Source organism: Paenibacillus sp. CAU 1782, from assembly GCF_054551715.1.
In genome coordinates, this window is sequence record NZ_JBTOLL010000001.1 from 495,969 (window position 1) to 519,317 (window position 23,349).

21 protein-coding genes are annotated in these 23,349 nt (G+C 52.7%); 19 read left to right on the forward strand and 2 right to left on the reverse strand.

The genetic code is table 11. The annotated features are described in order from the left end of the window. The first annotated feature begins 167 nt into the window (after positions 1–167). The 9 genes from smc to trmD all read left to right on the forward strand — a co-directional run bounded on the left by smc (position 168) and on the right by trmD (position 10,087). Positions 168–3,743, forward strand: coding sequence for a chromosome segregation protein SMC (gene smc, locus ACX93W_RS02565; protein WP_459390749.1), 3,576 nt, complete (start codon positions 168–170; stop codon positions 3,741–3,743). Between the two features lie 55 nt (positions 3,744–3,798). Then, positions 3,799–4,806, forward strand: a complete 1,008-nt coding sequence (gene ftsY, locus ACX93W_RS02570) for a signal recognition particle-docking protein FtsY (RefSeq protein WP_459390750.1) — start codon at positions 3,799–3,801, stop codon at positions 4,804–4,806. A 220-nt stretch (positions 4,807–5,026) separates the two neighbouring features. Further along, complete coding sequence (locus tag ACX93W_RS02575; RefSeq protein ID WP_459390751.1) at positions 5,027–6,037, forward strand: hypothetical protein; 1,011 nt, start codon at positions 5,027–5,029, stop codon at positions 6,035–6,037. 149 nt (positions 6,038–6,186) lie between these two features. After that, the gene (gene ylxM, locus ACX93W_RS02580; protein WP_459391991.1) at positions 6,187–6,561 is read left to right on the forward strand and encodes a YlxM family DNA-binding protein; all 375 of its coding nucleotides are present in this window, start codon (positions 6,187–6,189) and stop codon (positions 6,559–6,561) included. A 27-nt stretch (positions 6,562–6,588) separates the two neighbouring features. Beyond that, positions 6,589–7,977, forward strand: a complete 1,389-nt coding sequence (gene ffh / locus ACX93W_RS02585) for a signal recognition particle protein (protein ID WP_459390752.1) — start codon at positions 6,589–6,591, stop codon at positions 7,975–7,977. Between the two features lie 201 nt (positions 7,978–8,178). Next, positions 8,179–8,451: a 30S ribosomal protein S16 gene (rpsP, locus tag ACX93W_RS02590; protein ID WP_068686962.1), complete on the forward strand. Its 273-nt coding sequence runs from the start codon at positions 8,179–8,181 to the stop codon at positions 8,449–8,451. A 25-nt stretch (positions 8,452–8,476) separates the two neighbouring features. Then, positions 8,477–8,707, forward strand: a complete 231-nt coding sequence (locus ACX93W_RS02595) for a KH domain-containing protein (RefSeq protein ID WP_459390753.1) — start codon at positions 8,477–8,479, stop codon at positions 8,705–8,707. An 87-nt stretch (positions 8,708–8,794) separates the two neighbouring features. After that, on the forward strand, positions 8,795–9,328 hold the full coding sequence (gene rimM, locus ACX93W_RS02600) for a ribosome maturation factor RimM (RefSeq protein WP_459390754.1): 534 nt from the start codon (positions 8,795–8,797) through the stop codon (positions 9,326–9,328). A 3-nt stretch (positions 9,329–9,331) separates the two neighbouring features. After that, complete coding sequence (gene trmD / locus ACX93W_RS02605) at positions 9,332–10,087, forward strand: tRNA (guanosine(37)-N1)-methyltransferase TrmD (protein WP_459390755.1); 756 nt, start codon at positions 9,332–9,334, stop codon at positions 10,085–10,087. Positions 10,088–10,136: 49 nt separating this feature from the next. Here the strand turns inward: trmD and ACX93W_RS02610 are convergent, their stop codons facing one another. Next, on the reverse strand, positions 10,137–11,573 hold the full coding sequence (locus tag ACX93W_RS02610) for a CAP domain-containing protein (protein ID WP_459390756.1): 1,437 nt from the start codon (positions 11,571–11,573) through the stop codon (positions 10,137–10,139). Between the two features lie 219 nt (positions 11,574–11,792). Here ACX93W_RS02610 and rplS point away from each other — a divergent pair, with 219 nt between their 5' ends. From rplS to ACX93W_RS02645, 7 genes are all read left to right on the forward strand, one after another. Then, positions 11,793–12,134, forward strand: a complete 342-nt coding sequence (gene rplS / locus ACX93W_RS02615; protein ID WP_068678448.1) for a 50S ribosomal protein L19 — start codon at positions 11,793–11,795, stop codon at positions 12,132–12,134. A gap of 98 nt (positions 12,135–12,232) precedes the next feature. Further along, positions 12,233–12,946, forward strand: coding sequence for a signal peptidase I (gene lepB / locus ACX93W_RS02620; protein ID WP_459390757.1), 714 nt, complete (start codon positions 12,233–12,235; stop codon positions 12,944–12,946). 15 nt (positions 12,947–12,961) lie between these two features. Next, positions 12,962–13,849 carry a ribosome biogenesis GTPase YlqF gene (gene ylqF, locus ACX93W_RS02625; RefSeq protein WP_459390758.1) on the forward strand — a complete coding sequence of 296 codons (888 nt, stop codon included), beginning with the start codon at positions 12,962–12,964 and terminating at the stop codon, positions 13,847–13,849. Positions 13,850–13,873: 24 nt separating this feature from the next. Next, the gene (locus tag ACX93W_RS02630) at positions 13,874–14,524 is read left to right on the forward strand and encodes a ribonuclease HII (RefSeq protein WP_459390759.1); all 651 of its coding nucleotides are present in this window, start codon (positions 13,874–13,876) and stop codon (positions 14,522–14,524) included. A gap of 292 nt (positions 14,525–14,816) precedes the next feature. Next, positions 14,817–17,000 carry a DNA polymerase III subunit gamma/tau domain-containing protein gene (locus ACX93W_RS02635; protein ID WP_459390760.1) on the forward strand — a complete coding sequence of 728 codons (2,184 nt, stop codon included), beginning with the start codon at positions 14,817–14,819 and terminating at the stop codon, positions 16,998–17,000. Continuing rightward, positions 16,997–17,299, forward strand: coding sequence for an EscU/YscU/HrcU family type III secretion system export apparatus switch protein (locus ACX93W_RS02640; RefSeq protein WP_459390761.1), 303 nt, complete (start codon positions 16,997–16,999; stop codon positions 17,297–17,299). Before ACX93W_RS02635 ends, ACX93W_RS02640 begins: the two co-directional genes overlap by 4 nt. Beyond that, entirely contained in the window at positions 17,292–17,723 is a 432-nt protein-coding gene (locus tag ACX93W_RS02645; RefSeq protein WP_459390762.1) for a YraN family protein, read from the forward strand. The genes ACX93W_RS02640 and ACX93W_RS02645 overlap by 8 nt, the downstream gene beginning before the upstream one ends. 124 nt (positions 17,724–17,847) lie before the next feature. Here ACX93W_RS02645 and ACX93W_RS02650 read toward each other — a convergent pair whose 3' ends face one another. After that, a complete protein-coding gene (locus ACX93W_RS02650) occupies positions 17,848–19,497 on the reverse strand; it encodes a YifB family Mg chelatase-like AAA ATPase (RefSeq protein ID WP_459390763.1) in 1,650 nt (549 codons plus the stop codon). A 318-nt stretch (positions 19,498–19,815) separates the two neighbouring features. Between ACX93W_RS02650 and sucC the strand changes: the two genes are divergently transcribed. The 3 genes from sucC to dprA all read left to right on the forward strand — a co-directional run bounded on the left by sucC (position 19,816) and on the right by dprA (position 23,322). After that, on the forward strand, positions 19,816–20,976 hold the full coding sequence (gene sucC, locus ACX93W_RS02655) for an ADP-forming succinate--CoA ligase subunit beta (RefSeq protein ID WP_459390764.1): 1,161 nt from the start codon (positions 19,816–19,818) through the stop codon (positions 20,974–20,976). A gap of 66 nt (positions 20,977–21,042) precedes the next feature. Next, positions 21,043–21,975 (forward strand): succinate--CoA ligase subunit alpha, encoded by a 933-nt coding sequence (gene sucD, locus ACX93W_RS02660; RefSeq protein WP_459391992.1) that lies wholly within the window; start codon positions 21,043–21,045, stop codon positions 21,973–21,975. A gap of 222 nt (positions 21,976–22,197) precedes the next feature. After that, positions 22,198–23,322, forward strand: a complete 1,125-nt coding sequence (dprA, locus tag ACX93W_RS02665; protein ID WP_459391993.1) for a DNA-processing protein DprA — start codon at positions 22,198–22,200, stop codon at positions 23,320–23,322. Positions 23,323–23,349 lie beyond the last annotated feature (27 nt).

The window sequence follows — 23,349 nt, forward strand, 5'->3', positions numbered from 1 at the left end:
GCACTATTCTAACAAAATTGTTAAATGATCGGGATTGTTTTGTTCAGAGAGCTTCTATTCTCAAAACTGGAATCAATTCTCATTAAAATATTCGCGTTGCGCTCTTTCCCCGCTTATATCCGCCCTGTAATCTGTGCTACAATGGAGGGTGAGGTGAAACCCAGACCATGTTTCTGAAACGGATCGAATTATCAGGTTTCAAATCGTTCGCCGACAGGACCGAACTTGAATTTGTAACCGGCATTACCGCAGTGGTCGGACCCAACGGTTCCGGCAAAAGCAATATCTCCGACGGCATTCGCTGGGTGCTCGGCGAGCAAAGCGCAAAAAGTCTGCGCGGAGGCAAAATGGAGGATATTATCTTTGCGGGCAGCGATGCGCGCAAGGCGGTCAATTACGGCGAGGTTTCGCTGACGCTTGACAATTCCGATAACGCGCTGCCGCTGGAATACAACGAGGTGACGGTTACCAGACGCGTTCATCGCAGCGGCGACAGCGAATATATGATCAACAAGCAGCCTTGCCGGCTGAAGGACATTACAGAGCTGTTCATGGATACGGGCATCGGCAAAGAGGCTTATTCCATTATCGGACAAGGCCGGATCGAGGAAATATTGAGTACCCGCTCGGAGGACCGGCGGGGTATTTTCGAGGAAGCCTCCGGCATTGTCAAATATAAATCTCGCAAGCGGGAAGCGCAGAAAAAGCTGGATGAAACCGAAGGCAACTTGCTGCGCATCCATGACCTGGTTACGGAGCTTGAGGATCAAGTGGAGCCCCTCCGGAAGCAGTCGGAAAAAGCAATTTATTTTAAAGAGCTGCGGGAAGAGCTTAAAAGCAAAGAAATTTCGCTCTACGTACATAATATCGAAAGCGTTCACGCTTCCTGGTCGGAGGCGACCAGCAAGCTGGAGAAGCTTCAAGAGGAGCAGCTGCAGCTTTCAACCGTCGTCAGCAAGCATGATGCGCTGCTGGAGCATGAGCGTCAGCAGCTTCGCGATCTGGAGCAGCGTCTGGACGAGCTGCACGCCGCTATGCTTGGCATCAGCGAGGAAGCCGAGAAATGCGAAGGCTACGGCGAGGTGCTCAAGGAGCGGAAGCGCAATCTGGAGGCCAATAAAGCGCAGCTAGAGGAGTCCATTGCCGCGCAGGACGAGCGAATTGTCGGGCTTACGGCAGAGGAAGCGGAGTTTCGCAGCAAAGCGGCTTCTCTGGAGCTGGAGCTGGCCGAGCTTAAGAGCAAGCTGGCCGCAGAGGAAGCCGAGCTGCAAGGCATTGCCGGCGGCACAGTGGCCGATGCGGAAGAGCGGCTAAAGGGAGAATTGCTGGACGTATTAAACGGCATGGCACAGCTCCGCAATGAAATCCGGTACAGCGTTCAGCAGCAGGAAACGCTGCAGCGGCGTATGGAACGAATCAGCGATGATGAAGCCAAACGTATGGAACAGCAAAATACGCTTAATCTGAAAAAAAGCGAGCTGGATGAACAGCTGGCGATATGTTTAAAAGCACTGGAGAACGCGAGAAACCGGATGCTTGAGGAAGGCGATCGGAGCAAAAATACGGTTTCCTCGTTAGAAGAAGTAACCGCGGCCATCCGTAAATGGGAACAGCGCCTGGACAGCCATATTTCCAGACGGGATACGATGAAGGAAATGCAGGATGCGCTTGACGGTTTTATGCAGGGCGTCAAGGAAGTGCTTAAAGCTTCCCGCAGAAGCAACGGCGGCATTGCCGGCGTTCACGGCGCGGTGGCGGAGCTGCTTCGCGTTCCGCAACGAATCGAAGTAGCCGTGGAAACGGCTCTGGGCGGAGCGCTACAGCATATCGTTATGGAAAATGAATCAACGGCCCGCGCCGCAATCGGATTTCTGAAATCGCGTCAATTGGGACGAGCCACCTTCCTTCCGCTGGATGTTATTCGCGGGCGTATGGTGCCGGAAAACGATAAAAAAGTAGCAGCGGGCATTGAAGGTTTTGTTGGCGTTGCGGCCGAGCTGGTGGATTGCGACGAGCGTTACAGCGCTATCGCGCATAACTTGCTTGGCAACGTGCTGCTTGCTGAAACGCTTGAGCAGGCCAACCGGATCGCTTCCCGCTGCAACTATCGCTATCGGGTCGTTACTTTGGAAGGCGATGTGGTGAACGCCGGCGGCTCCATGACGGGCGGCAGCTTGCAGAAAAAAGGAGCCAGCTTGCTTGGACGCGGCCGGCAGATCGAAGCGTTGGACGGCGAAATCAAAGAAGTCCAGACGATGCTGGACCAGTTGCGTTCCAAACTGAGCGATTTGCGCAAAGAACAATCCATCACCTCGCAAAATGTGGAGGAGCTTCGCGGCGAAGCCGAGCGCTGCCGGATTCAGGAGCAGGGTTTGCGTTCCGAACTGCAAAGCCTCAAGACGGAAGAGAAACATCTGACCGACCAGCGAGAGCTTGGTTCGACGGATTTGACGGCTCTCGTGCAAGAGATGGAGAGTCACCAAAAGGGCGCGGCTGCAGCTGAAGTCCGATTGGAAGAGCTTACTGCGGATGAAGCCAGACTGCAGGAGGCGATTACGCTTGCGGAGGAACGCCGCAAAGCCAGCGAATCCGCCAAGGAGGAGCTGCAAGGCCAGCTCACGGATTTGAAGATCGCGGCTGCCAAACGCAGCCAGGAGAAGCAAAGCTTCGAAGACCAGGCCTCGCGGGTTCGCAGCGACATCCAGCGGGGTAAAACCGAGCTTGCCCATCTGCGCGGACTGTTGACGCAGCAGGAAGAAGAGCTTGTTCGCCATGGCGAGGAGACGATTAGCCAGATCGAGCAGTTGAATCAGCTGCGCATCAAAAAGAGCCAATGCTCCGAAGAAACGGATCTGAAGCGCGCGGCAAGAGCCAATCTGGTCTCGGGCCTCGATAAGGGCGAAAGCGAAACGAAAGAGCAGCGGGCCGCACTCCGTTTGGTGGAAGACCAAATGCGGCAAACGGAAATTGCGCTTAACCGTCAGGATGTCGAACTGGACAACCTGCTGCGCAAGCTCAGCGAGGAATACGGTCTGAGCTACGAGCTTGCAAAAGAGCAATATCCGCTGCCGGAGGATGTGACGATTGCCGGGAACGAGGTAAGGGAGCTCAAACGGAAAATATCGGGTCTTGGCGAAGTCAACCTTGGCGCGATTGAAGAATATGAACGAGTCAAGGAACGGTACGAGTTTTTGGCCGAGCAAAAAAACGATCTCATTGAAGCAAAAACAACCCTTTATCACGTCATTAAAGAGATGGACGACGAGATGTCGAAACGTTTCCGCTCCACCTTTGAGGCGATACGAGGCCATTTTGTTGTTGTTTTTGCAAAGCTGTTTGGCGGCGGGCGCGCCGATCTTATTTTGGTGGAGCCGGATCGCGTGCTGGACACTGGCATCGACATCGTGGCGCAGCCTCCAGGCAAAAAGCTGCAAAATCTCCAGCTGCTCTCCGGCGGAGAAAGGGCGCTTACCGCGATTGCGTTGTTGTTCGCTATCCTTCAGGTTAAACCGGTTCCGTTTTGCGTGCTGGACGAGGTCGAGGCAGCGCTCGACGAAGCCAACGTATCGCGGTTTGCCCAATATTTGCGGGAGTTTTCGGAGCTTACTCAATTTATCGTTGTTACGCACCGCAAAGGCACAATGGAAGAGGCCGATGTATTGTACGGGGTAACGATGGAGGAGGGCGGCGTATCCAAGCTGGTATCCGTCCGTCTGGAGGAAGAAGAGCCGGTATCGGCATAATTCGTTAATAGAGAGAAACGACTCAAGAGATGAGCGATGATGGAGGAAAGAAAACATGAGTTTTTTTAAAAAGTTAAAAGAAAGCATAGCTTCAAAAGCGGAAGCGGTCACTAATGTTTTTAAAGAAGGTTTGACCAAAACGCGGACCGCATTTGTGGAAGCAGTGGAGGAGCTGATTACACGCCGCAAAAAAATCGATGAGGACTTTTACGAAGAGCTGGAGGAGATTTTGATTGGCGCCGATGTTGGCGTTAATACAGTCATGACGCTGATCGACGATCTTCGCGCGGAAGTGAAAAAACGCAAAATCGAAGATGCTGCTGAGCTTCAGCCAGTGCTGTCGGAGAAGCTCGTGGAATTGTTGAAAGGAGACGACCACGCGGAGCTGACTATGGCGCCGCCGGGAGAAACAACGGTCATTTTGTTTGTTGGCGTAAACGGCGTTGGCAAAACAACAACGATCGGCAAGCTGGCCCATCGTTTCAAAAGCGAAGGAAAAAGCGTATTGCTGGCTGCTGGCGACACGTTCCGGGCAGGCGCAATCGAGCAATTGGAAGTTTGGGGTCAGCGCGTTGGCGTTGAGGTGATCCGGCAAGCTTCCGGCTCCGATCCCGCGGCAGTGATGTTCGACGCCGTCCAGGCGGCAAAGCAGCGTAATGTCGACGTGTTGCTGTGCGACACAGCGGGACGACTGCAGAACAAAACCAACCTGATGGAAGAGCTGAACAAAATCTTCCGCGTTATCAAGCGTGAAATGCCGAATGCGCCTCATGAGGTATTGATGGTGCTGGACGCCACAACCGGACAAAACGCGCTGAGCCAGGCCAGACTTTTTGGCGAAAAAAGCGGCGTGACGGGCCTCGTTCTGACAAAGCTGGACGGTACGGCAAAAGGCGGCATCGTTGTGGCTATTCGCAACGAGCTGAATTTGCCCGTTAAGCTGGTTGGTTTGGGCGAAGGCATGAACGATCTGCAAACCTTCGATTCGGTTCAATTCGTGCATGCGCTGTTTGCCGGTTTGATCAAACGCGAGGAAGAGGAGCAGGAAACCGCTCAGAGCTGATCTAGTACGAATGGCCCTTTGGGGCTCCAAACAGTGGGAATAAGTCCGCAAAGCCGGCTGCATGAGCAGCAAGCATTGCGGGCTTTTTAATAGAGTTTTAAAGTTAAGGGTCAGGGCTGACCGTTCGGGTAGTAGATTGAAGATTGGGGATCTTGGTTAAATCCTGTTATACTGATTGGAGAGGTAGCGTGAGCAATTCAAGACAACTGGAGGAACGCAAATGAGAAAAAGCAAGCTTTTGTTCATTGCAACTGCGGTGTCCATCATGTGGATGGGATTTGCGGCGACCTTATACGGGAGCGGGAGCGGATCGGAGAAGAACAAGGTGTTTGAGCTTGGCGCCAATGCATCGGAGTACAAGCTGACGGTTTTTGGTTACGTTGAGACGGCAACGGTTGAAGGGATTGGCGAGGACGGCAAGCCGTTTCGGACAACAGCAATGGTGATGGAGAAGCCGAAGCGGGAAAGCGACGGCACGTATACTCTGTTTGAAGTCCAGACGTCGGACAAAAACGCCTATACGCTGGATGCGTATCCCGGACTATTCAGCGAAGGGCAAATTTCATCTTTTACGCGGAACTTTGAAAGCGGGAAGGTGGCGTATTCCGTTACCGGCAAAATAATGGAGGAGATTCAGGATAAAATCTTTACGTTTCCATTCATGGTGCTGGACAAGCAAGGCGGCTACGTCAACGACTTTTCAGATATCCGGGTCGTATTCTCCGGCAGTGCGTCATTAACCTATCGTCCGCCTGCAGCAATTGTCGCAGCCAAGCCGGCAACAGCCCAAATCACAGTTAATGACAGCGAAGTCGGTTTTCAAGCTTATTTAATAGAAGGAAGTCACTATTTCAAGCTGCGGGATGTGGCTAAAGCGCTTAACGGCTCCGAGAAGCAATTTCAGGTCAAATGGGACGAGGGACTTAACCGGATAGACCTGCAGCGGGGAAAAGCGTATACGCCGGTCGGCGGCGAGCTGGCGGCGAGCAATAGCTCGGGAACGCAAGACAAGCAGCTCCAATCAGGCAAACTCCCGGTGCTGCAAGGAAAACTGTCTCAAACGTCTATTTTTGTAGATGGGGAAAAAGCCGCCCTTACCTCGTATAAAATTGGTGGAAGCCATTACATCAAGCTTAGAGATATTGCGGCCGCGGTGGACTTTGCCGTTACATGGGATTCAGCCTCCAGAACGGTGGGAATAGCAACTTCTTCCGGTTATACCCCACAATAATGGCGCCGTAAAAAGTGACAAGGGCAAAAGCTTGACAGAGGTGCAGCATTTGTTGTAAGATTAGTTTCGTTGCTTAAGTGTCAAGTAAATGCACTTGACGGGCATTTGCGGCAGCGGCGAAGGAGGCGGTAGCGTTGAACAGTCAGGATATGGATGCCTTGACCCGAACAACGAGAATTAACCTGCTGCTGGATTTTTACGAAAGCCTGCTTACCGACAAACAGCGTTCAATGCTGATTTATTATTATCATGACGATTTTTCGCTAGGCGAGATTGCTTCGGAACTCGGGGTCAGCCGCCAAGCGGTATACGATAACTTAAAACGCGCAGAAAGTGCGCTTGAACATTATGAAAGCAAGCTTCGGCTGCTGGCAAGGCATGAGCGTCTGCAAAGCTTTGCGGAGCAGCTGGAAGCCGATATTACCTCCAGCAGTATGGAGAGCCGCGATAGGGAAAAGCTCCTTGGAATAATCGGAGGTTTTCGCCGCGCGGAGGGCGTTGCCGGAACAAAATCGGCGGAATGAAATTGCGATAGAAGGAGGCGAAGGTTCATGGCAGCATTTGAAAGCTTGAGCAGCAGGCTGCAAAATGTGTTCAGCAAGCTCAAAGGCAAAGGCAAGGTTTCGGAAGCCGATGTCACGGAAGCGATGCGTGAGGTTCGTCTGGCGCTTCTGGAAGCCGATGTTAACTTTAAGGTGGTCAAGGACTTTATTGCTAAAGTCAAGGAGCAGGCCATCGGCCTTGAAGTGTCCAAAAGCTTTACGCCCGGCATGGTGATCATTGATATCGTCAATAAGGAATTGACGGAACTGATGGGCGGTACGCAAGCTAAGCTTGCCAAAGCCAATAAGCCTCCAACCGTTATTATGATGGTTGGTTTGCAGGGCGCAGGTAAAACCACAACTTCCGGAAAACTGGCGCGGTTGCTGAAGAAAGGCAATCACAAGCCGCTTTTGGTAGCGGGCGATATTTACCGTCCTGCCGCGATCAAGCAGTTGCAGGTGCTTGGAGACAGCATTGATATTCCGGTATTTGCGATGGGCGATCAGGTGTCTCCGGTCGAAATCGCTAAAAACGGTCTGCAGCATGCCAAGGATAACGGCCACGACTACGTGATTATCGATACTGCGGGCCGCCTGCACATTGACGAAGCATTGATGGATGAGCTAAAGCAAATCCATGTCAACGTCAAGCCGGACGAAGTTCTGCTGGTAGTAGACGCCATGACGGGGCAAGACGCCGTTAACGTAGCTCAAAGCTTCCATGAACAGCTGCAGTTAACTGGGGTTGTATTGTCCAAGCTGGATGGCGATACTCGTGGCGGCGCGGCTTTGTCCGTCAAAGCCGTGACAGGCCAGCCGATCAAATTTGCGGCGATGGGCGAAAAAATCGACGCGCTGGAGCCGTTCCATCCGGAACGGATGGCTTCCCGAATTCTCGGCATGGGCGATATGCTTTCGCTGATCGAAAAAGCGCAAGCCGGCATCGATGCGGAAAAAGCTGCGGAGATGGAACGGAAAATGCGTACGGCGGAGTTTACGTTCGACGATTTCCTGGAGCAAATGGAGCAAGTACGCAAGCTTGGTCCGCTGGACCAGCTGATGGACATGCTGCCGGGAATGGGCAAGATGAAGGGTGGCATGAAGGACATGAAGGTCGACGAGCGCCAGCTTGGCAGAGTCGAAGCCATTGTCCGCTCCATGACCAAAGATGAAAAGCAAAATCCCGAGCTGCTTAACCACAGCAGGCGCAAACGGGTTGCCGCAGGCAGCGGAACTACCATTGTAGAAGTAAATCGACTGATTAAACAGTTTGATGATATGAAAAAAATGATGAAGCAATTTTCATCCATGATGGGACCTAAAGGCCCTAAAGGATTAAAAGGCGGCAAAAAAGGTCTTAAAGGCATGTTGGGCAAAAACATGAAGTTTCCTTTTTAAACAATAAGTCTTACAGATTAAAGAGTTCGCTTTTCAGTACCAAGAAGATGGGATGAAGCTAGAAACTGAGGACCGGAGCGTAGTGTGAGCTACGTGAGGACCGGAAGTTTCGGCTGAAGGCCAGGTTCGACGCTGCTTATGCCGCTAGGCATACCGCGTAATCAAAAGCGAATCGCTATTTTTTGAAGGAGGTGAATTTACATGGCAGTACGCATTCGTTTGAAACGTATGGGCGCTCATAAAGCACCGTTCTACCGCGTTGTTGTTTCGGATTCCCGTTCCCCTCGCGATGGACGTTTTATTGAAGAAATCGGTACTTACAATCCGGTAGCTGTACCGGCGCAAGTAACGATTGACGAAGAGAAAGCGTTGAAATGGCTGCAAACAGGAGCTCAAGCTTCTGACACCGTTCGCAACTTGCTTTCCAAAGCTGGAGTTCTGAAGAAGTTCCATGAGCTGAAGCAACAGAAATAACTGTTGAATAGCGGAGGGCTTTGTCATGAAAGAATTAATTCTTGTCATAGCGAAGGCTTTGGTGGATCATCCGGATGACGTTCGCATTCAGGTGAAGGACGATGAACGCAGCACGGTTTACGAGCTTTCCGTGCACCCCGACGATGTCGGCAAAGTAATCGGCAAGCAAGGCCGCATTGCCAAAGCAATGCGCGCGGTTGTCACCTCGGCATCCGTCAAATCAAGCAAACGCGTCATTGTAGATATCGTTTCATAGGATGTAAGCGCGGAGGGTTGGGATAAATGTCCCGGCCCTTTTCTGCTATTTGTAAACAACCTCAATCAATTAAAAAGGACTGATGGCATGAAGGGCAATTGGTACAGAGTGGGGAAAGTAGTGAATTCACACGGTATCCGCGGCGATATTAAAGTATTGCCGCAAACGGATTTCCCGGAGGAGAGATTTGCTACAGGCAGCAAGCTGTTGATGGTAAACGAGGAAAGCGGCGAGTCCCTTGAAGTAACTGTGGCTTCCGCGCGCCTGCACAAAAATGTTTATGTCATGAAGCTGCAAGGGTACTCCAATATTAACGAAGTAGAGCGTTTCAAAGGCTGGAGCTTGAAAATTTCGGAAGCTGCGCAAGGGGAATTGGAAGATGGTCAATATTATTACCATCAAATTATCGGCTGCCGGGTTGTAACGGACGAAGGCGCTGAGTTAGGCGAAATTGTTGATATTTTGAGTCCTGGCGCAAACGATGTATGGGTGGTGGAAGCGGCAGGGACCGGCAAAGGAAAAGCCAACCAAATTTTGCTTCCGGTCATAGATGAAGTCGTGCTTAAGGTTGAGCCTAAAGAACGCCTGGTTACGGTTGCGCTGATGGAAGGATTGATCTGAGTCATGAAGATTGATGTTCTGACGCTGTTTCCGGAAATGCTGGAGGGCGTGTTTGGCGCCAGTATTTTGGGCAAAGCGCGTGAAAAAAAGCTGGTGGCTCTGTCGGCGATTAATTTTCGCAACTATGCAACCAACAAACATAACACGGTAGACGATTATCCCTATGGCGGCGGCGGAGGGATGGTGCTGAAGCCGGATCCTGTATTTGCCGCTGTCGAGGATCTTGAAGTTGCCCCGGATACGAAACCAAGGGTTATTCTGATGTGTCCGCAGGGGGAAACCTTTACTCAAGCCAAAGCGGAGGAACTGTCGAGGGAAAGCCATCTTGTTTTCATTTGCGGGCATTACGAGGGATACGATGAGCGGATCAGAGAACATCTGGTTACCGATGAATTGTCGATTGGCGATTATGTGCTAACCGGCGGTGAAATACCGGCGATGGCAGTGATTGACAGCGTAGTGCGGCTGCTGCCCGGCGTTTTGGGCAATGAGAGCTCTGCCGTGACGGACTCCTACAGCACAGGTCTGCTGGAGCATCCCCATTATACAAGACCGCCTGAATTTAGAGGCTGGAGCGTGCCTGAGGTATTGATCTCAGGGCATCATGGCCGAATCGATACCTGGCGGAGAGAGCAGTCGTTGCTTCGTACGCTTCAACGGCGCCCGGAGCTGTTGGAGAAGGTCGAGCTTACCGCTAAAGAGCGGGCATGGCTGGCCGAGCAAATTATAAAAGCCGAAGAAGACGGAATCAACAAATAAAGGAATGCGCCCCCTGCTTTGCTGTAGCAAAGGGCCATTCCTTTTTGCTTTATAATGGCGTATAGAAATTTTGCGTATAATAGATGCGGTAGGGACCGCCGAACGAAACGCCCGTGCCGAGTTTCGTCAGTTTTTGATCCAGTATGCTTTCCCGGTGACCCGTTTTTGAATTCAGAAGCGAATAGTGGGCAAACAAGCTGTTCCCGAAACCAGCGGCTATATTTTCGGAAGCCAAACCATAGGTTATTCCTTTGGATTTCATGCGATCAAACGGCGAAGCTCCGTCGGGATTCGTGTGGTTAAAATATTGCCTTGCCGCCATATCCGCGCTGTGGGCGCGCGAGGCGGCTGCGGCAAGCTTGTCCCATTCCAATGCGGGAAGTCCGCGGCTTGCCCGTTCCGCATTTGTGAGATCAAATAGCAGCGTCTCCATAGCGGCTTGTTCCTTGGCGCCTAATGCCTTTGCGCTTTTTGGGTCGAGGGAACCGTCTACCTGAAATACGCCGATCATTTTGTTGCGGTCTTGGGTATCTAGAAAAACCGTCGTGATCTTGTTGTTGCGCTGAAATTCGTAATAGGTGTCCTCGCGTTTAGACTTGGCCGCGTTTGAGGGCAGGTTCAGATTGCCAAGGGGCTGTCCAAGCTTTACGATATCGCTCCAAGCGTCTGGCGCGTTGGTGAACAAGGCGGCGACCGTATCGTCCAAAATACCGAACATGGCAAACTGTCCGTAATCGGAATTGTAGACATGCCAGCTAAAGTTGTATTCACTCTCCAGCACGCGTTGAGGCTGGCCTAGCAGCACGGCCGGTTTGCCGCCGCCGTCTCCGATCGAAATCCCAAGCAGTTCGGAATCACGGGTTTGCGGAATGGCTTTTTTCGACAGACTGGAGCTATGCTCTTTGACATTGTACAGAAATGTCAACGCTTCCGCTCGCGTTAGGTTGCCTCGGGGCTCAAAGCCGCTTACCGTCGGGGCGCTTCTGCCCTGGGAAATGCTCTCGTCCAGCAGCCATTGCACGGCTTCGGATTCGCCAAACGGCTTGCCGTTAAGAGCGGAAGCCAGCAGTTTGGCTGCGTCTCCGCGTTTAAAGCCGCCGCGTTTATTATTGTAGGATAGGGGCCATCCCAAATCCTGGCCGTAATTGTAATACGCTGTACTCCAGCTTGCCCCGGTTTCGTCTCTGCTGGATACCAGTTGGTACGAACGCAGCAGCATGGCCAGAAACTCGGATTCGGTTACGAGATTTTGAGGTTTAAAGGTGCCGTCGTCATAACCCTTTGCCAAACCTTGATCGATGGCCCATTCGATATAGGGCAAAGCCCAGTGGCCGGCGGTATCCCTAAGCGCAATTCCGCTCTCGGCCCCGGCAGACGGCGGTGTAAACGCCATTCCGGTCGCTAACAGAAAAGCAGTCAGCACAACATGCAGCTTGCGAAATTTTCGCGGCGGCATTAAATTGCCTTTGTCGTCACGGTTCAGCATATTGCACCTCATTTCGGCTAGTTGTATCAGTTTTTGCGAGCTTCTCATAGTCAGTATACAGCAAGTCCACTCTACAAAAAATAGGTTGATTTACCGGATTGATTATGGTAAAATTTCTAATGTTGTTTGTATTACTCGGACGGTCCGCTATAAGTGGTGATCGGCTCAATGAGAGACCGGGAGCTTACATGAACGTCTATGGTGGAAGGAGTGAACTCAATGAGCATTGTACAAGAGATTACGAAACAGCAATTGCGTACAGACCTTCCTAGCTTTCGCCCAGGCGACACGCTGAAGGTGCACGTTAAAGTTATCGAGGGTTCGCGCGAGCGTATCCAGCTGTTTGAAGGCGTTGTAATCAAGCGTCGCGGCGGCGGAATCAGCGAAACCTTTACGGTTCGTAAAATTTCGTACGGCGTAGGCGTGGAAAGAACGTTCCCGCTTCATTCGCCTAAAATCGACAAAATTCAAGTGGCGCGTCGCGGTAAAGTCCGCCGTGCTAAGCTGTACTACCTGCGCAACCTGCGTGGTAAAGCGGCTAGAATTAAAGAGATTCGTTAAGAAAAGACGACAAGAGGGGCTTGCGCAATCAAGCTCCTTTTCGTTTTTCTGCCAAAAGTCAAATTACTCATTTTAGCGCAGGAAAGAGGGCGGAACCTATGGATTTGCAGCACCGCAACGCTGAACAGCCGGCAAACGACAACGAAGAGTCGACGCGCAACGAGGAGAATGGGCAGCAGGATTCCATGCCACAGCGATCCGCCATGCCTGGACGAGCCGCTTCCAAAAAAGGCGGAGGCGCCTATAAGGAAGTCGTGGAGTGGATCAAAGCGCTTGTAATTGCGGTTGTGCTGGTATTTGTCATTCGTCAGTTCCTGTTTTCGCCGTATATCGTGGATGGTTCGTCCATGAAGCCCAACTTCGAGACGGACGAGCGCCTTATTGTCAACAAAATCATATACACGTTCAAAGAGCCTCAATTTGGCGATGTCGTTGTATTTAATGTGCCCCAACAAGGACGCAAGTTCGTCAAGCGGGTAATCGGCGTGCCTGGCGATACGGTCAGGGTTGAAGGCGACGATTTATACATTAACGGAGAAAAAATAGAGGAGCCGTACATTGCGGAAGCCATTGCCGCTGCAAAAGCGAATGGCGGTTTGTATAACGGCGAGGGATTGAGATATAATTTTCCGAACGGTTCCTTTACGGAAACAACCGTGCCGGAAGGCACTATTTTTGCGCTTGGCGACAATCGCGGGGATAGCCAGGACAGCCGTTCCATCGGTTTTGTGGATCAAGACGAAATCGTTGGCAGAGCCGATGTCATTTTCTGGCCGCTAAACAAAATCGAGTTTATTAAGCATAGGTATTAGGATTGAGGTGAGTTTATGGCTATACAGTGGTTCCCGGGGCATATGACCCGTGCCAAACGGCAAATACAGGATAAATTAAAGCTGATCGACATTGCCATTGAGCTGCTGGATGCGCGTATTCCGATTTCGAGCCGGAATCCCATGGTCGATGACATTTTGCAGGGAAAACCCCGGTTAATCGTTTTAAATAAAGCAGACTTGGCTGATCCCGTAACGACTCAGCAGTGGATGGATTATTTTCAGCATGAAGGGTTTGCCGTCATTTCGGTAGACTCCTCCAGCGGAACCCGGGTGAATGAAATTCCGGGCAAAACGAAGGAAATCCTCCATGAAAAAATCGCAAAACAAATCGCTAAAGGGATGAATCCCCGTGCTGTGAGGGGGTTGATTGTCGGCATTCCCAACGTTGGCAAATCAACTCTGATCAACCGTCTTGCGGGCCGCAACATTGCGGCTACAGGAGACAAGCCCGGCGTAACCAAAGGACAGCAATGGATTAAAGCCGGAACGGATTTGGAGCTTCTGGATACTCCGGGCATTCTTTGGCCTAAATTCGAAGATCAGCAGGCGGGTTACCGTTTGGCCGTTACAGGCGCTATTAAGGAGCAGATCTTGAATGTGGATGACATTGCCTACTTTGCAACCCGTGAATTGGTGCAGCGTTATTGGCCTACGCTGAGCGAGAGGTACGGATTGGAGACGCAGCCAACGGACTTTGACGACAACGAGCAAATCGTTGCCGTTATGGAGGAGATTGGCCGGCGCAGAGGTTGCCTCATGGGAGGAGGCCGCGTCGATCTGGAGAAGGCATCCGGCATTATTTTGCGTGATTTGCGTGCCGGCAAGCTGGGCCGTATTACGCTTGAGGCTCCTTACGACGATATGCCTTTGAGGGAGAAGTAAGAGAGGCCGGACGGAGGGGAAGACATGCTGCAATACGAAAAGGATTTATGGAACGAAGGGTATGCCAGCATTGCGGGGGTAGACGAGGTTGGCAGAGGCTGTTTGTTCGGGGATGTTGTAGCTGGCGCGGTTATTCTGCCGCCTGGCTTGATTATTGAAGGAGTCGACGATTCCAAAAAGCTATCCGAAAAAAAGCGGAACCAGCTGTACGACGTCATTGCAGATCAGGCGCTGGCGTGGTCGGTTGCCCGTGTAGACGCATCCGTTATCGATCGAATAAACATCAAGCAGGCTGCTCGCCTTGCTATGAAAATAGCGGTGGAATCCTTATCGATCTCCAGTGATTATTTGCTTGTGGATGCGGAAAAAGTGGATATCGCTTTACCTCAGAAGTCGATTATTAAAGGCGATGCCAACAGCCAAAGCATAGCTGCGGCGTCCATTATGGCCAAGGTAACCCGCGACAGGTTATGCGCCGGAGAATGGGAAACGGCTTATCCGCAATATGGTATTGCCATACATAAAGGTTATGCAACGAAGCTTCACCGCGAACGGTTGCTGGAGCATGGCCCAAGCGACCTTCATCGCCGAACCTTTCTTCGCAAGCTGCTTGGAGATGAAGCTGAGGTCGGTACCCAGCAAGATACGGCTTGGGCAGAGGCCAAAGAGGCGTAGCGTAGCTTTAAACGCAGAGCCGATGTGGAATGAGTCAATAAGTATTGGAATGTGTTGATTGCTGAGTTAGCAGAATCTTGTTTTGATTGAAAAATCTTGACTCAAGCTTGTTTTTCGGAATGTTTCCCTGCGTGTTTCGCATGAACATTAATCGAAAAGCAGGCTTTTTTGATTTGTGTCAATCGAGCCCCTACGGCGCGGCTCTTCAAGGAAGAGGCAATTTGACCGATAAACAATATAGATGTGAAGCTTGTAGTGCGTAATGCCGCAGCAGACAAGGGGAGAAGTCAATATGAATATCAGCCAAATGATGAGGGGTCTGCTCGGAGAGGCGGTAGCTGGCGAAACGCGGACAATGGAGCTGAGAACGGGCCAAATCGTTCGCGGCGTCGTGACGCAAGTCATGGAAAATAATGAAGCACTCGTCAATATAAACGGAGTACAGGTTCGCGCGCGTCTGGAAATGCCGCTGCAGGCCGGACAATCTGCTTTGCTCCAGGTGCAGCCGGAGTCGACTGGCTCCTTGATTGTTTTGAAGAACGCAGAGACGGGTTCTCCCGTTCTTATGGAAGATACGCTGAGAGATTTTGCAAAACAGCTTGGTTTGCCGGATCAACGTTGGGCGACGGAACTTATCAAAGATTTGCGCAAGGAGGGTTTCCCCTTTAATCGGGCGACAGCGGAAGCATTTCAGCAAGCGGCTGCCGCAATGCCGCCGGGTGAAAATCAGGAGCAGTGGATGAATGCAGCCGCAGCCGCATTCAAACGCGGTCTGCCTATGACAGCCGCAACGATCGCTTCGGTCGGGCAGACCATGCATGGCACAAGTGTACATGCATTGCTTGACGGACTCCAGCGCCAGCTCACGGCTCTGCTGCAGCAAACGGGTGGAGAAGCTCTTTCTCCCGAAACCCGGCAAGGAGTAGAGCGCTTGCTTCTTTTGCTGCAGAAGGGTGAAACGTTGCTGCAGAACGGAACGGCGGGCAGCAAGGACGGCGGTGCTTCAACAACGGCTGCTTCAACCGCCGGAAGCAATGCGGGAGCAGCCGGTCCGCAAGGACAAGGTGCGGCTGCTTCGGCGCAGACGCTTGCAGGGACCGCCGCAGGCCAACAGCCCGGGCAGCAGCCGGGTATTGCGGTTGGCAGTCAGTCAGGCGGCCAAGCGGCCGCCCAGACGCAACCAGGCACGGCAGCAGCAACGCCAGCCCCTAATGCGGGGCTGGCGACAGCAGGGAGCGCCCCTGCTGCAACAGCAGCAGGTTCTGCGGCGGCAACCGCTGCCATGCAAGCGACAGCGGGTGATGGACAGGATACCGCCCAAGCAGCCAACGGCCAAGTCGGAACGGCAGGGCAGGGCCATTCGACTGCTGCACCTTCGAGTTCGACAAATTGGCTCGGGCAAATGATGAAATGGCTTGGTGTTGATCATGAGCTGCAGCTTGCTCGAGCGGTTTCGGGAGGCGATAATGCAGCTGCCTCCGCTACGGCCAAAGGGGATGCGGCAGGGCAGCCTTCTCCTGCTCAAGCGGGCGGACCGGCGCAGCAGACGTCGTCCCAATCAGTGCAAACGAACGCGGCGCAGCCTGGTCAAGGCTCTGCCTCGCCAGCCGCGGCACAGGGCCAACCTCCCTCAGCTTCTGGTGCGGCACTGCCGGGCAATGCTGGCATGATCACGCCAGAGCCGCGAGCCGCGGAAGCGGCGGCTTCAGGCCAAGGCAGAGCAGCCGCCCAAGGTGAGGCTTCCCAGCAGGCTGCAAATGCGGCAGCGGCCGCCCGAACTGCCGGCGCTGCGGGCGGGCAAGCAGCCGTGCCTGGTTTGCAAGCCGAACCGGCCGCAAATTCGACTGCGCCCGCACCTGGTCCAGCAATCAGCGGTGCTGCCGCCTCTGCGGCAGCACCGCTGCAGGATTCGCTCAAAAGCGCGCTGATGTCGCTTGCGGGCGGAAGCGACGTGCCTCCAGCGGTTAAGGAGACCATTCAAAGCTTGATCCATCATATTACCGGCCAACAGCTACTGCTGTCGCCGGAGAGAAACAGCTCGCTTTTTACCCATGTAACCATGTTTATTCCGTTAAAAGATCAGGATGGAGGCGGAACCGCTTCTGTGCACATTCAGACGCGGCGAGGGCGCAAGGGAGAGCTGGATGCCGATAATTGCCGACTTCTCTTTAATTTGTCGATGAAGGCGTTGGGCGATACGCTGGTAGATGTTCAGATAACGGACAAAATTGTAAGCCTGAATTTGTGGAACGATCATCCCGGCATCTCCGGATTGCTGGAGTCGTCCAGAGGCGAGATGGCTGAGCGGATGCAGGGAGTTGGCTATCAGCTGCTATCCTTGCGCAGCAACCCGTTCCCGGCACAAAACGAAACCGCAGCAGCGGCTCCTGAAACGCCTGCAAACAAGCGGCAGGCACCGCCGGATATCTCCCAATTCTCGTCCACCCGCTACAAAGGAGTCGATTTCCGGGTATGAGCAAAAAAGAAACGCAGGAAGGGCAGCCGATCCGCAAGGCCGTTGCTCTTAAATATGAACCAGGCGAATCCTCGGCACCCGTGCTTGTCGCAAAAGGAAAAGGACAGCTGGCGGATCGGATTCTGGAAACAGCCAAGGAAAACGGCGTTCCTGTTCAGGAAGATGCTTCATTGGTAGAGGTGTTGTCCAAACTGGACGTCGATCAGGAGATTCCGCCGGAGCTTTATACGCTGGTTGCGGAAATATTAAGTTTTGTTTACCGTTCTGATCGGAGAGCGTCGGAGCAGGGTCATGAGTGACCAACGGAAGCAACTCGGAAAATGGGGCGAACAGGAAGCGTGCCGGCGACTTGTTGATGAGGGGTACGAGATCAGGGATGTCAATTGGCGCTGCCGGAGCGGCGAAATTGACATTGTTGCGGAATGGGACAGCCGAATTATTTTTGTAGAGGTCAGGTCGCGCGGCGTATCCAGTCTGGGTCGTTTCGGAACGGCTGCCGAATCCGTCGATTACCGCAAAATACAAAAAATCAGAGGAGCCGCTGTCGTATACTTGCAACAGAAGGGCCTTCAGGAGAGAGCCATCCGTTTTGACGTGATTACGGTTTCCCTTCGGAGTAGTGGCGGCCCCTCCGTAAGCCATGGCGGAGCAGGAACGGGCGTTTCTCCCGTAGAACAATTGCCTCCTGTTGCGGACTACCGCCATTATGAGGGAGCATTCTAAAGTCCGGTTCTCCTGGATTATGAAAAACCATCGTCAGGGCCGTAACGGCCTGGCGATGGTTTTTTGCGCACAGGAATGTCGTTTCAGGAACGATGGCAAATGTCCTCGATGAGCCACTGCTTGCCTACATGTTGTTCGGAGCACCAGATGCGTCGGTCCTTCGGTATTGAATGGCTTCGGCAATATGCTCGGTTTCAATATATTCGCTTTCTTCCACATCGGCGATGGTTCTGGACAGCTTTAACAGCCGGTCGTACGCGCGCATGCTGATGCCGAGCGTTTGAAAGGCTTGTTCCAGAAGCTGGCCTGCATCTCGCCGCAGCCGGGCAGTTTTGTGAAGCGCCGCTCCGGTCAACTCGCTGTTGCAATAAGCGCCTCCTGCGCTATTGCGCCGCCGCTGACGCTCCCGTGCAGCCTCAACTATGCTTCGAATCTCGGCGGATGAAGGGGAGCTGTTTCGTTCGGCGTGGTCGCGCGCGCGAGGACGAGGCACCTCCAGTTGAAGGTCGATCCGGTCGAGCAGCGGGCCGGATAATCGGCTCCGGTAACGGCTTATAGCGGTGCTGCTGCACGTGCAATAGTTGTCTCCGTATTCATGGCCGTAATACCCGCAAGGACAGGGATTAAAAGAAGCCGCGAGCATGATGGAAGCGGGAAATTGCACGGTGGCTTTGGCTCTGGAAATCGTGATGACGGAGTTTTCCAGCGGCTGCCGCAGCATATCCAGCACGGAGCGCGGAAATTCCGTTAACTCGTCCAAATAAAGAACGCCACGGTGCGCAAGCGTAAGCTCACCTGGCTTTGGCATTGACCCGCCGCCGATCAGTCCCGCGTTGGAGACGCTGTGATGGGGAGCGCGGAACGGCGGTATCCGGATTAACCCTTCCGCATTTGGGGGCAGCTTGCCGGCGACGCTGTATATTTTGGTGACCTCCAGCGCCTCTTTTTCATCGAGAAGCGGGAGAATGCCCGGGAGCGCCTGGATCATCATCGTTTTACCTGTGCCGGGCGGCCCGCTGAACAAAATATTGTGGCGGCCTGCGGCTGCTATCAGAAGCGCCCGTTTTGCATGCCGCTGTCCGATAATATCGGCAAAATCAGGCAGGAGATGTTCTCCCGAAACAGACCGGCTTGCGCCAATGGCAGCGGTAGCCGGAGCTTCTCCAGCAGATGCAAATGACATATCGGAAGGCAGTTTGAGCATTTGTTGGGGTTGATCTACTTCACCACTATCGCCGTCTAACTCCAGACTACGCAATGACTCCGCCCCGATTTTATCCGCCTTTAATTGCTTGAGGTGGGACAGTCCAAACAGTTCCATATCGGAAATCCATCCCGCCTCCCGGCAGTTGCCCAGCGGCAGCAGGACGGAGGTGATGCCTCGTTCCTTGGCTTGCTGAATCATCGCAAGCACTCCCGGAACCGGCCGCAAACCGCCGTTCAGCGACAGCTCGCCGATAACTAGCGTGTCTTGAAACAACCCCCGGCCAAGCTGGCCGCTGGCTGTCAGGATGCCGGCGGCAATTGCCAAATCAAAGGCAGTGCCTTCTTTCCGCAGATCGGCCGGAGCAAGGTTGACCGTTATCCGCTCCATGGGAAAGGAGAATCCGCTGTTTTTGATTGCGGCCCGAACGCGTTCCACCGACTCCCGGATGGCCAAATCGGCGAGACCGACAATATTGACCTGGGGCAAACCGTTGCAAATGTCCACTTCTACCGATATCCGCGTTCCTTCTACGCCAAATACGCTGGCGCTGTCGATTACGTTAAACACAAAAAAAGCACCTCCATGGGAAAATAGTCCCAAAAGAAGGTGCTTCCTCACTTTTGCAGTTATTAATTATACATGTATAATAATAGTGGGCTCTCCAAAATGTTCAAAAAGGTTAAGCTACACAACCTAGAATAAAGGGAAAAAATCGCGCTGTCAATCAGCGTAAACCCTTTCATTCTCGTTTTGAGATCAAATTCATATCAAAAAAGCCTGCGCATTGTACCAGAAATATAAGGTAGGATGCAATGAAAAATGCTACAATATTGATGTTTGTGTACAGGTGACTGATTACAGTCTGTGAAATGGAGGATTTCAACAATGAATATCCATGAGTATCAAGGTAAAGCAGTGCTGAAACAGTATGGAGTTGTTGTTCCGGAAGGAAAGGTAGCGTTTACAGTGGATGAAGCTGTAGAAGCCGCTGAGTCGCTCGGAACGCCGGTAGTGGTCGTTAAAGCGCAAATTCACGCGGGCGGCCGCGGCAAAGCGGGCGGCGTCAAGGTTGCCAAAAGCCTGGACGAGGTGCGCGCCTATGCCGGCGAAATTTTGGGAAAAGTGCTTGTTACACATCAGACCGGCCCGGAAGGGAAGGAAGTTAAACGCCTCCTGATCGAGCAGGGCTGCGACATCAAAAAAGAATATTACATCGGAGTCGTGCTGGACCGCGGGACAGGCCGTGTCACTATGATGGCATCGGAAGAAGGCGGTACGGAAATCGAGGAAGTGGCGGAGCATTCGCCTGAGAAGATTTTCAAAGAAGTCATCGATCCTGCGGTTGGCATGGGAGCGTTTCAAGCGCGCAAGCTGGCTTACGCCATCAACATTCCGGGAGCTCTTGTCAACAAGGCCGTGAAATTTATGCTCGCTTTGTACAGCGCTTTCGTGGAAAAAGATTGCTCTATTGCGGAAATCAATCCTCTTGTCGTAACAGGCGACGGAAACGTTATGGCGCTTGACGCCAAGCTGAATTTCGACTCCAACGCGCTGTATCGCCACAAGGATATTGTAGAGCTGCGCGACCTGGACGAGGAAGATGCCAAAGAGATCGAAGCGTCCAAGTTTGACCTGAGCTACATTGCCCTTGACGGCAACATCGGTTGCATGGTCAACGGCGCGGGCCTGGCTATGGCGACAATGGACATTATCAAATATTACGGTGGAGACCCGGCCAACTTCCTTGACGTTGGGGGCGGCGCTACCAAAGAAAAAGTGACGGAAGCGTTTAAAATCATTTTGTCCGACGAAAAGGTTAAAGGCATTTTTGTCAACATTTTCGGCGGCATCATGAAATGCGATATTATTGCTGAAGGCGTAATTGCCGCAGCGAAGGAGCTTGGCCTTGACCGTCCTCTCGTGGTGCGTCTGGAAGGCACAAACGTGGAGCTTGGCAAAAAAATGCTTAATGAATCCGGCTTGAACATTGTGGCTGCCGATTCCATGGCTGACGGCGCGCAAAAAATCGTTGCTCTCGTTAAGTAATTTGGAAGGCGACACGGGCAATTCATTCCAAAGCCACAGAAATCCAATCAGGGGATGTGAGTGAAGTTGAGTATTTTGGTCAATAAGGATACAAAAGTCATTACACAAGGGATTACGGGCGCAACAGGCTTGTTCCACGCCAAGGGAGCGTTGGACTACGGCACGCAGATGGTAGGTGGCGTGACGCCAGGCAAAGGCGGCACTAACGTCGACATCACGCTGGAGAACGGCACAGTCGTTTCTCTGCCCGTTTTTAATACAGTGAACCAAGCGGTAGAAGCTACCGGCGCCAATGCATCGGTTATTTATGTACCGCCGGCATTTGCGGCAGACGCGATTATGGAAGCGGTTGACGCTGGCCTGGAGTTAGTTATTTGTATCACAGAAGGCATACCGGTATTGGATATGGTCAAAGTAAAACGCTATATGGAAGGCAGCAAAACCGTATTGATCGGACCGAACTGCCCAGGCGTTATTACTCCAGGCGAGTGCAAAATCGGCATTATGCCAGGGTATATTCACACCGTAGGGCATGTTGGCGTTGTGTCGCGCTCAGGAACGCTCACGTACGAAGCGGTTCATCAGCTGACGACTCGCGGCATCGGCCAATCCTCGGCAGTGGGTATCGGCGGCGACCCCGTTAAAGGCTCCGAGTTTATTGATATTTTGAGCCGCTTCAACGATGATCCCGATACGTACGCGGTTATTATGATCGGCGAAATCGGTGGTACCGCAGAGGAAGAAGCAGCGGAATGGGTTAAAGCCAACATGAAAAAACCTGTCGTTGGTTTTATTGGAGGGGCAACAGCGCCTCCGGGCAAACGTATGGGACATGCCGGCGCCATTATTTCGGGAGGCAAAGGAACTGCTGCCGAAAAAATCGCTACGCTGGAAGCTTGCGGCATCAAGGTGGCCCCGACGCCTTCCGAAATGGGAGCTACGCTTGTTGATGCGCTGACTGCGCACGGTTTGCTGGAGAAATGTACGACCGTTAAATAATGCAACAATGCGGCGCTGGCTATTTTCAGCCCAAAGCCGTATAATAGGCTCAACCAATAGTATTGAAGGTAGGCAACCTTTCGCTGCGTGGCAAACGCGGCTGAAGGGTTGCCTTTTTTTGTTGCATAACCATTTATAAGAGCGGGGCCGACTTGCAATCCGCGCAAATGTAACGCACAATATAGGAATGCAGGTCGGCTCTCAAGAAAAGGGCTGATTGTGATGAAAGACACAGAGCAAAAAATAAGAGAAATGATTATTGCGTTGTACGACATACCCGGCATAAGCTGGCATAACATCGACAGAGCCGTTAAAGCCGCCATGTGGAACAACGAAAGCTGGGATGCAGGGCAGTTGGAGGAAATCGGGTTTCGCAAGGAACGCGCCGAAAAAGGGGCGGCTTTGCTCGCCGGCAAACGGCAAAGTCCGGATTGGGAAAGCTCTGGGGCCGCAAAACAGGGCGGTACCGCGATCATCACATGCTATGACAAAAATTACCCTACTATATTAAAAGAGATTGCACAGCCGCCGTGGGTGTTGTATGCTAAGGGACGGCTGGAATTGCTGGAACGCCCCGCTGTGGCGCTGGTTGGAACGCGAGTACCCACTGCTTACGGCAGACATACGGCGGCTGCTATGGCGCGCGAACTGTCTCAAGACGGCTTTGCCGTTGTCAGCGGCCTTGCCAAAGGCATAGACGCCATCGCGCATCTGGCAGCTTTGGAAGAGGCTGGCGGTACCATTGCCGTTATGCCGACGCCGATTGATACCTGCTATCCGTCGGAAAATTTGTCCCTGTTCCGGGCGATAGCCCAAAAGGGACTGCTGCTTTCCGAGACGCCGCTTGGCACCACGCTTCATCGCGGACAATTCCATCAACGCAACCGGATCATCGCCGGATTGTCCAGAGCAACCATTGTTGTGGAGGGAGCCAGCCAGAGCGGTTCGTTGATTACCGCCAAATACGCCTTTCAGATGGACCGTGAATTATTCGCCGTCCCCGGGCCGATCTCATCGCCCAAAAGCGAAGGTCCAAACGCCTTGATTCGGGACGGAATGGCGAAGCTGATCAGTTCCACCAAGCAAGTGGCCAACGAGCTGGAATGGCTTGGCGATGCCATCCTGCGCAAGCCGGAAACACGGACGGAGGAGTCGTTGTCCGCCGCTTCGGGGGATAGCGAAGATGAGCTGAAGGTGCTTGCTCTTTTGCAGGATCAGCAGCTTACGATCGATGAGCTCCATGAAACATCGGGTATTCCGTTTGGACATTTGAACGCACTTCTGCTAAATTTATGTATAAAACGGAAAATTGGGCTGCAATCCGGCTCCATATACTGTGTATTGTAACTAGTCGCAAAGAGAGGAGGCACCTCG

Excerpts from the sequence above, each read along its gene's own strand:
- smc (WP_459390749.1), top strand. The coding sequence starts at position 168 with ATGTTTCTGAAACGGATCGAATTATCAGGTTTCAAATCGTTCGCCGAC.
- ftsY (WP_459390750.1), top strand. The coding sequence starts at position 3,799 with ATGAGTTTTTTTAAAAAGTTAAAAGAAAGCATAGCTTCAAAAGCGGAA.
- ACX93W_RS02575 (WP_459390751.1), top strand. The coding sequence starts at position 5,027 with ATGAGAAAAAGCAAGCTTTTGTTCATTGCAACTGCGGTGTCCATCATG.
- ylxM (WP_459391991.1), top strand. The coding sequence starts at position 6,187 with ATGGATGCCTTGACCCGAACAACGAGAATTAACCTGCTGCTGGATTTT.
- ffh (WP_459390752.1), top strand. The coding sequence starts at position 6,589 with ATGGCAGCATTTGAAAGCTTGAGCAGCAGGCTGCAAAATGTGTTCAGC.
- rpsP (WP_068686962.1), top strand. The coding sequence starts at position 8,179 with ATGGCAGTACGCATTCGTTTGAAACGTATGGGCGCTCATAAAGCACCG.
- ACX93W_RS02595 (WP_459390753.1), top strand. The coding sequence starts at position 8,477 with ATGAAAGAATTAATTCTTGTCATAGCGAAGGCTTTGGTGGATCATCCG.
- rimM (WP_459390754.1), top strand. The coding sequence starts at position 8,795 with ATGAAGGGCAATTGGTACAGAGTGGGGAAAGTAGTGAATTCACACGGT.
- trmD (WP_459390755.1), top strand. The coding sequence starts at position 9,332 with ATGAAGATTGATGTTCTGACGCTGTTTCCGGAAATGCTGGAGGGCGTG.
- ACX93W_RS02610 (WP_459390756.1), bottom strand. The coding sequence starts at position 11,573 with ATGCTGAACCGTGACGACAAAGGCAATTTAATGCCGCCGCGAAAATTT.
- rplS (WP_068678448.1), top strand. The coding sequence starts at position 11,793 with ATGAGCATTGTACAAGAGATTACGAAACAGCAATTGCGTACAGACCTT.
- lepB (WP_459390757.1), top strand. The coding sequence starts at position 12,233 with ATGGATTTGCAGCACCGCAACGCTGAACAGCCGGCAAACGACAACGAA.
- ylqF (WP_459390758.1), top strand. The coding sequence starts at position 12,962 with ATGGCTATACAGTGGTTCCCGGGGCATATGACCCGTGCCAAACGGCAA.
- ACX93W_RS02630 (WP_459390759.1), top strand. The coding sequence starts at position 13,874 with ATGCTGCAATACGAAAAGGATTTATGGAACGAAGGGTATGCCAGCATT.
- ACX93W_RS02635 (WP_459390760.1), top strand. The coding sequence starts at position 14,817 with ATGAATATCAGCCAAATGATGAGGGGTCTGCTCGGAGAGGCGGTAGCT.
- ACX93W_RS02640 (WP_459390761.1), top strand. The coding sequence starts at position 16,997 with ATGAGCAAAAAAGAAACGCAGGAAGGGCAGCCGATCCGCAAGGCCGTT.
- ACX93W_RS02645 (WP_459390762.1), top strand. The coding sequence starts at position 17,292 with ATGAGTGACCAACGGAAGCAACTCGGAAAATGGGGCGAACAGGAAGCG.
- sucC (WP_459390764.1), top strand. The coding sequence starts at position 19,816 with ATGAATATCCATGAGTATCAAGGTAAAGCAGTGCTGAAACAGTATGGA.
- dprA (WP_459391993.1), top strand. The coding sequence starts at position 22,198 with ATGAAAGACACAGAGCAAAAAATAAGAGAAATGATTATTGCGTTGTAC.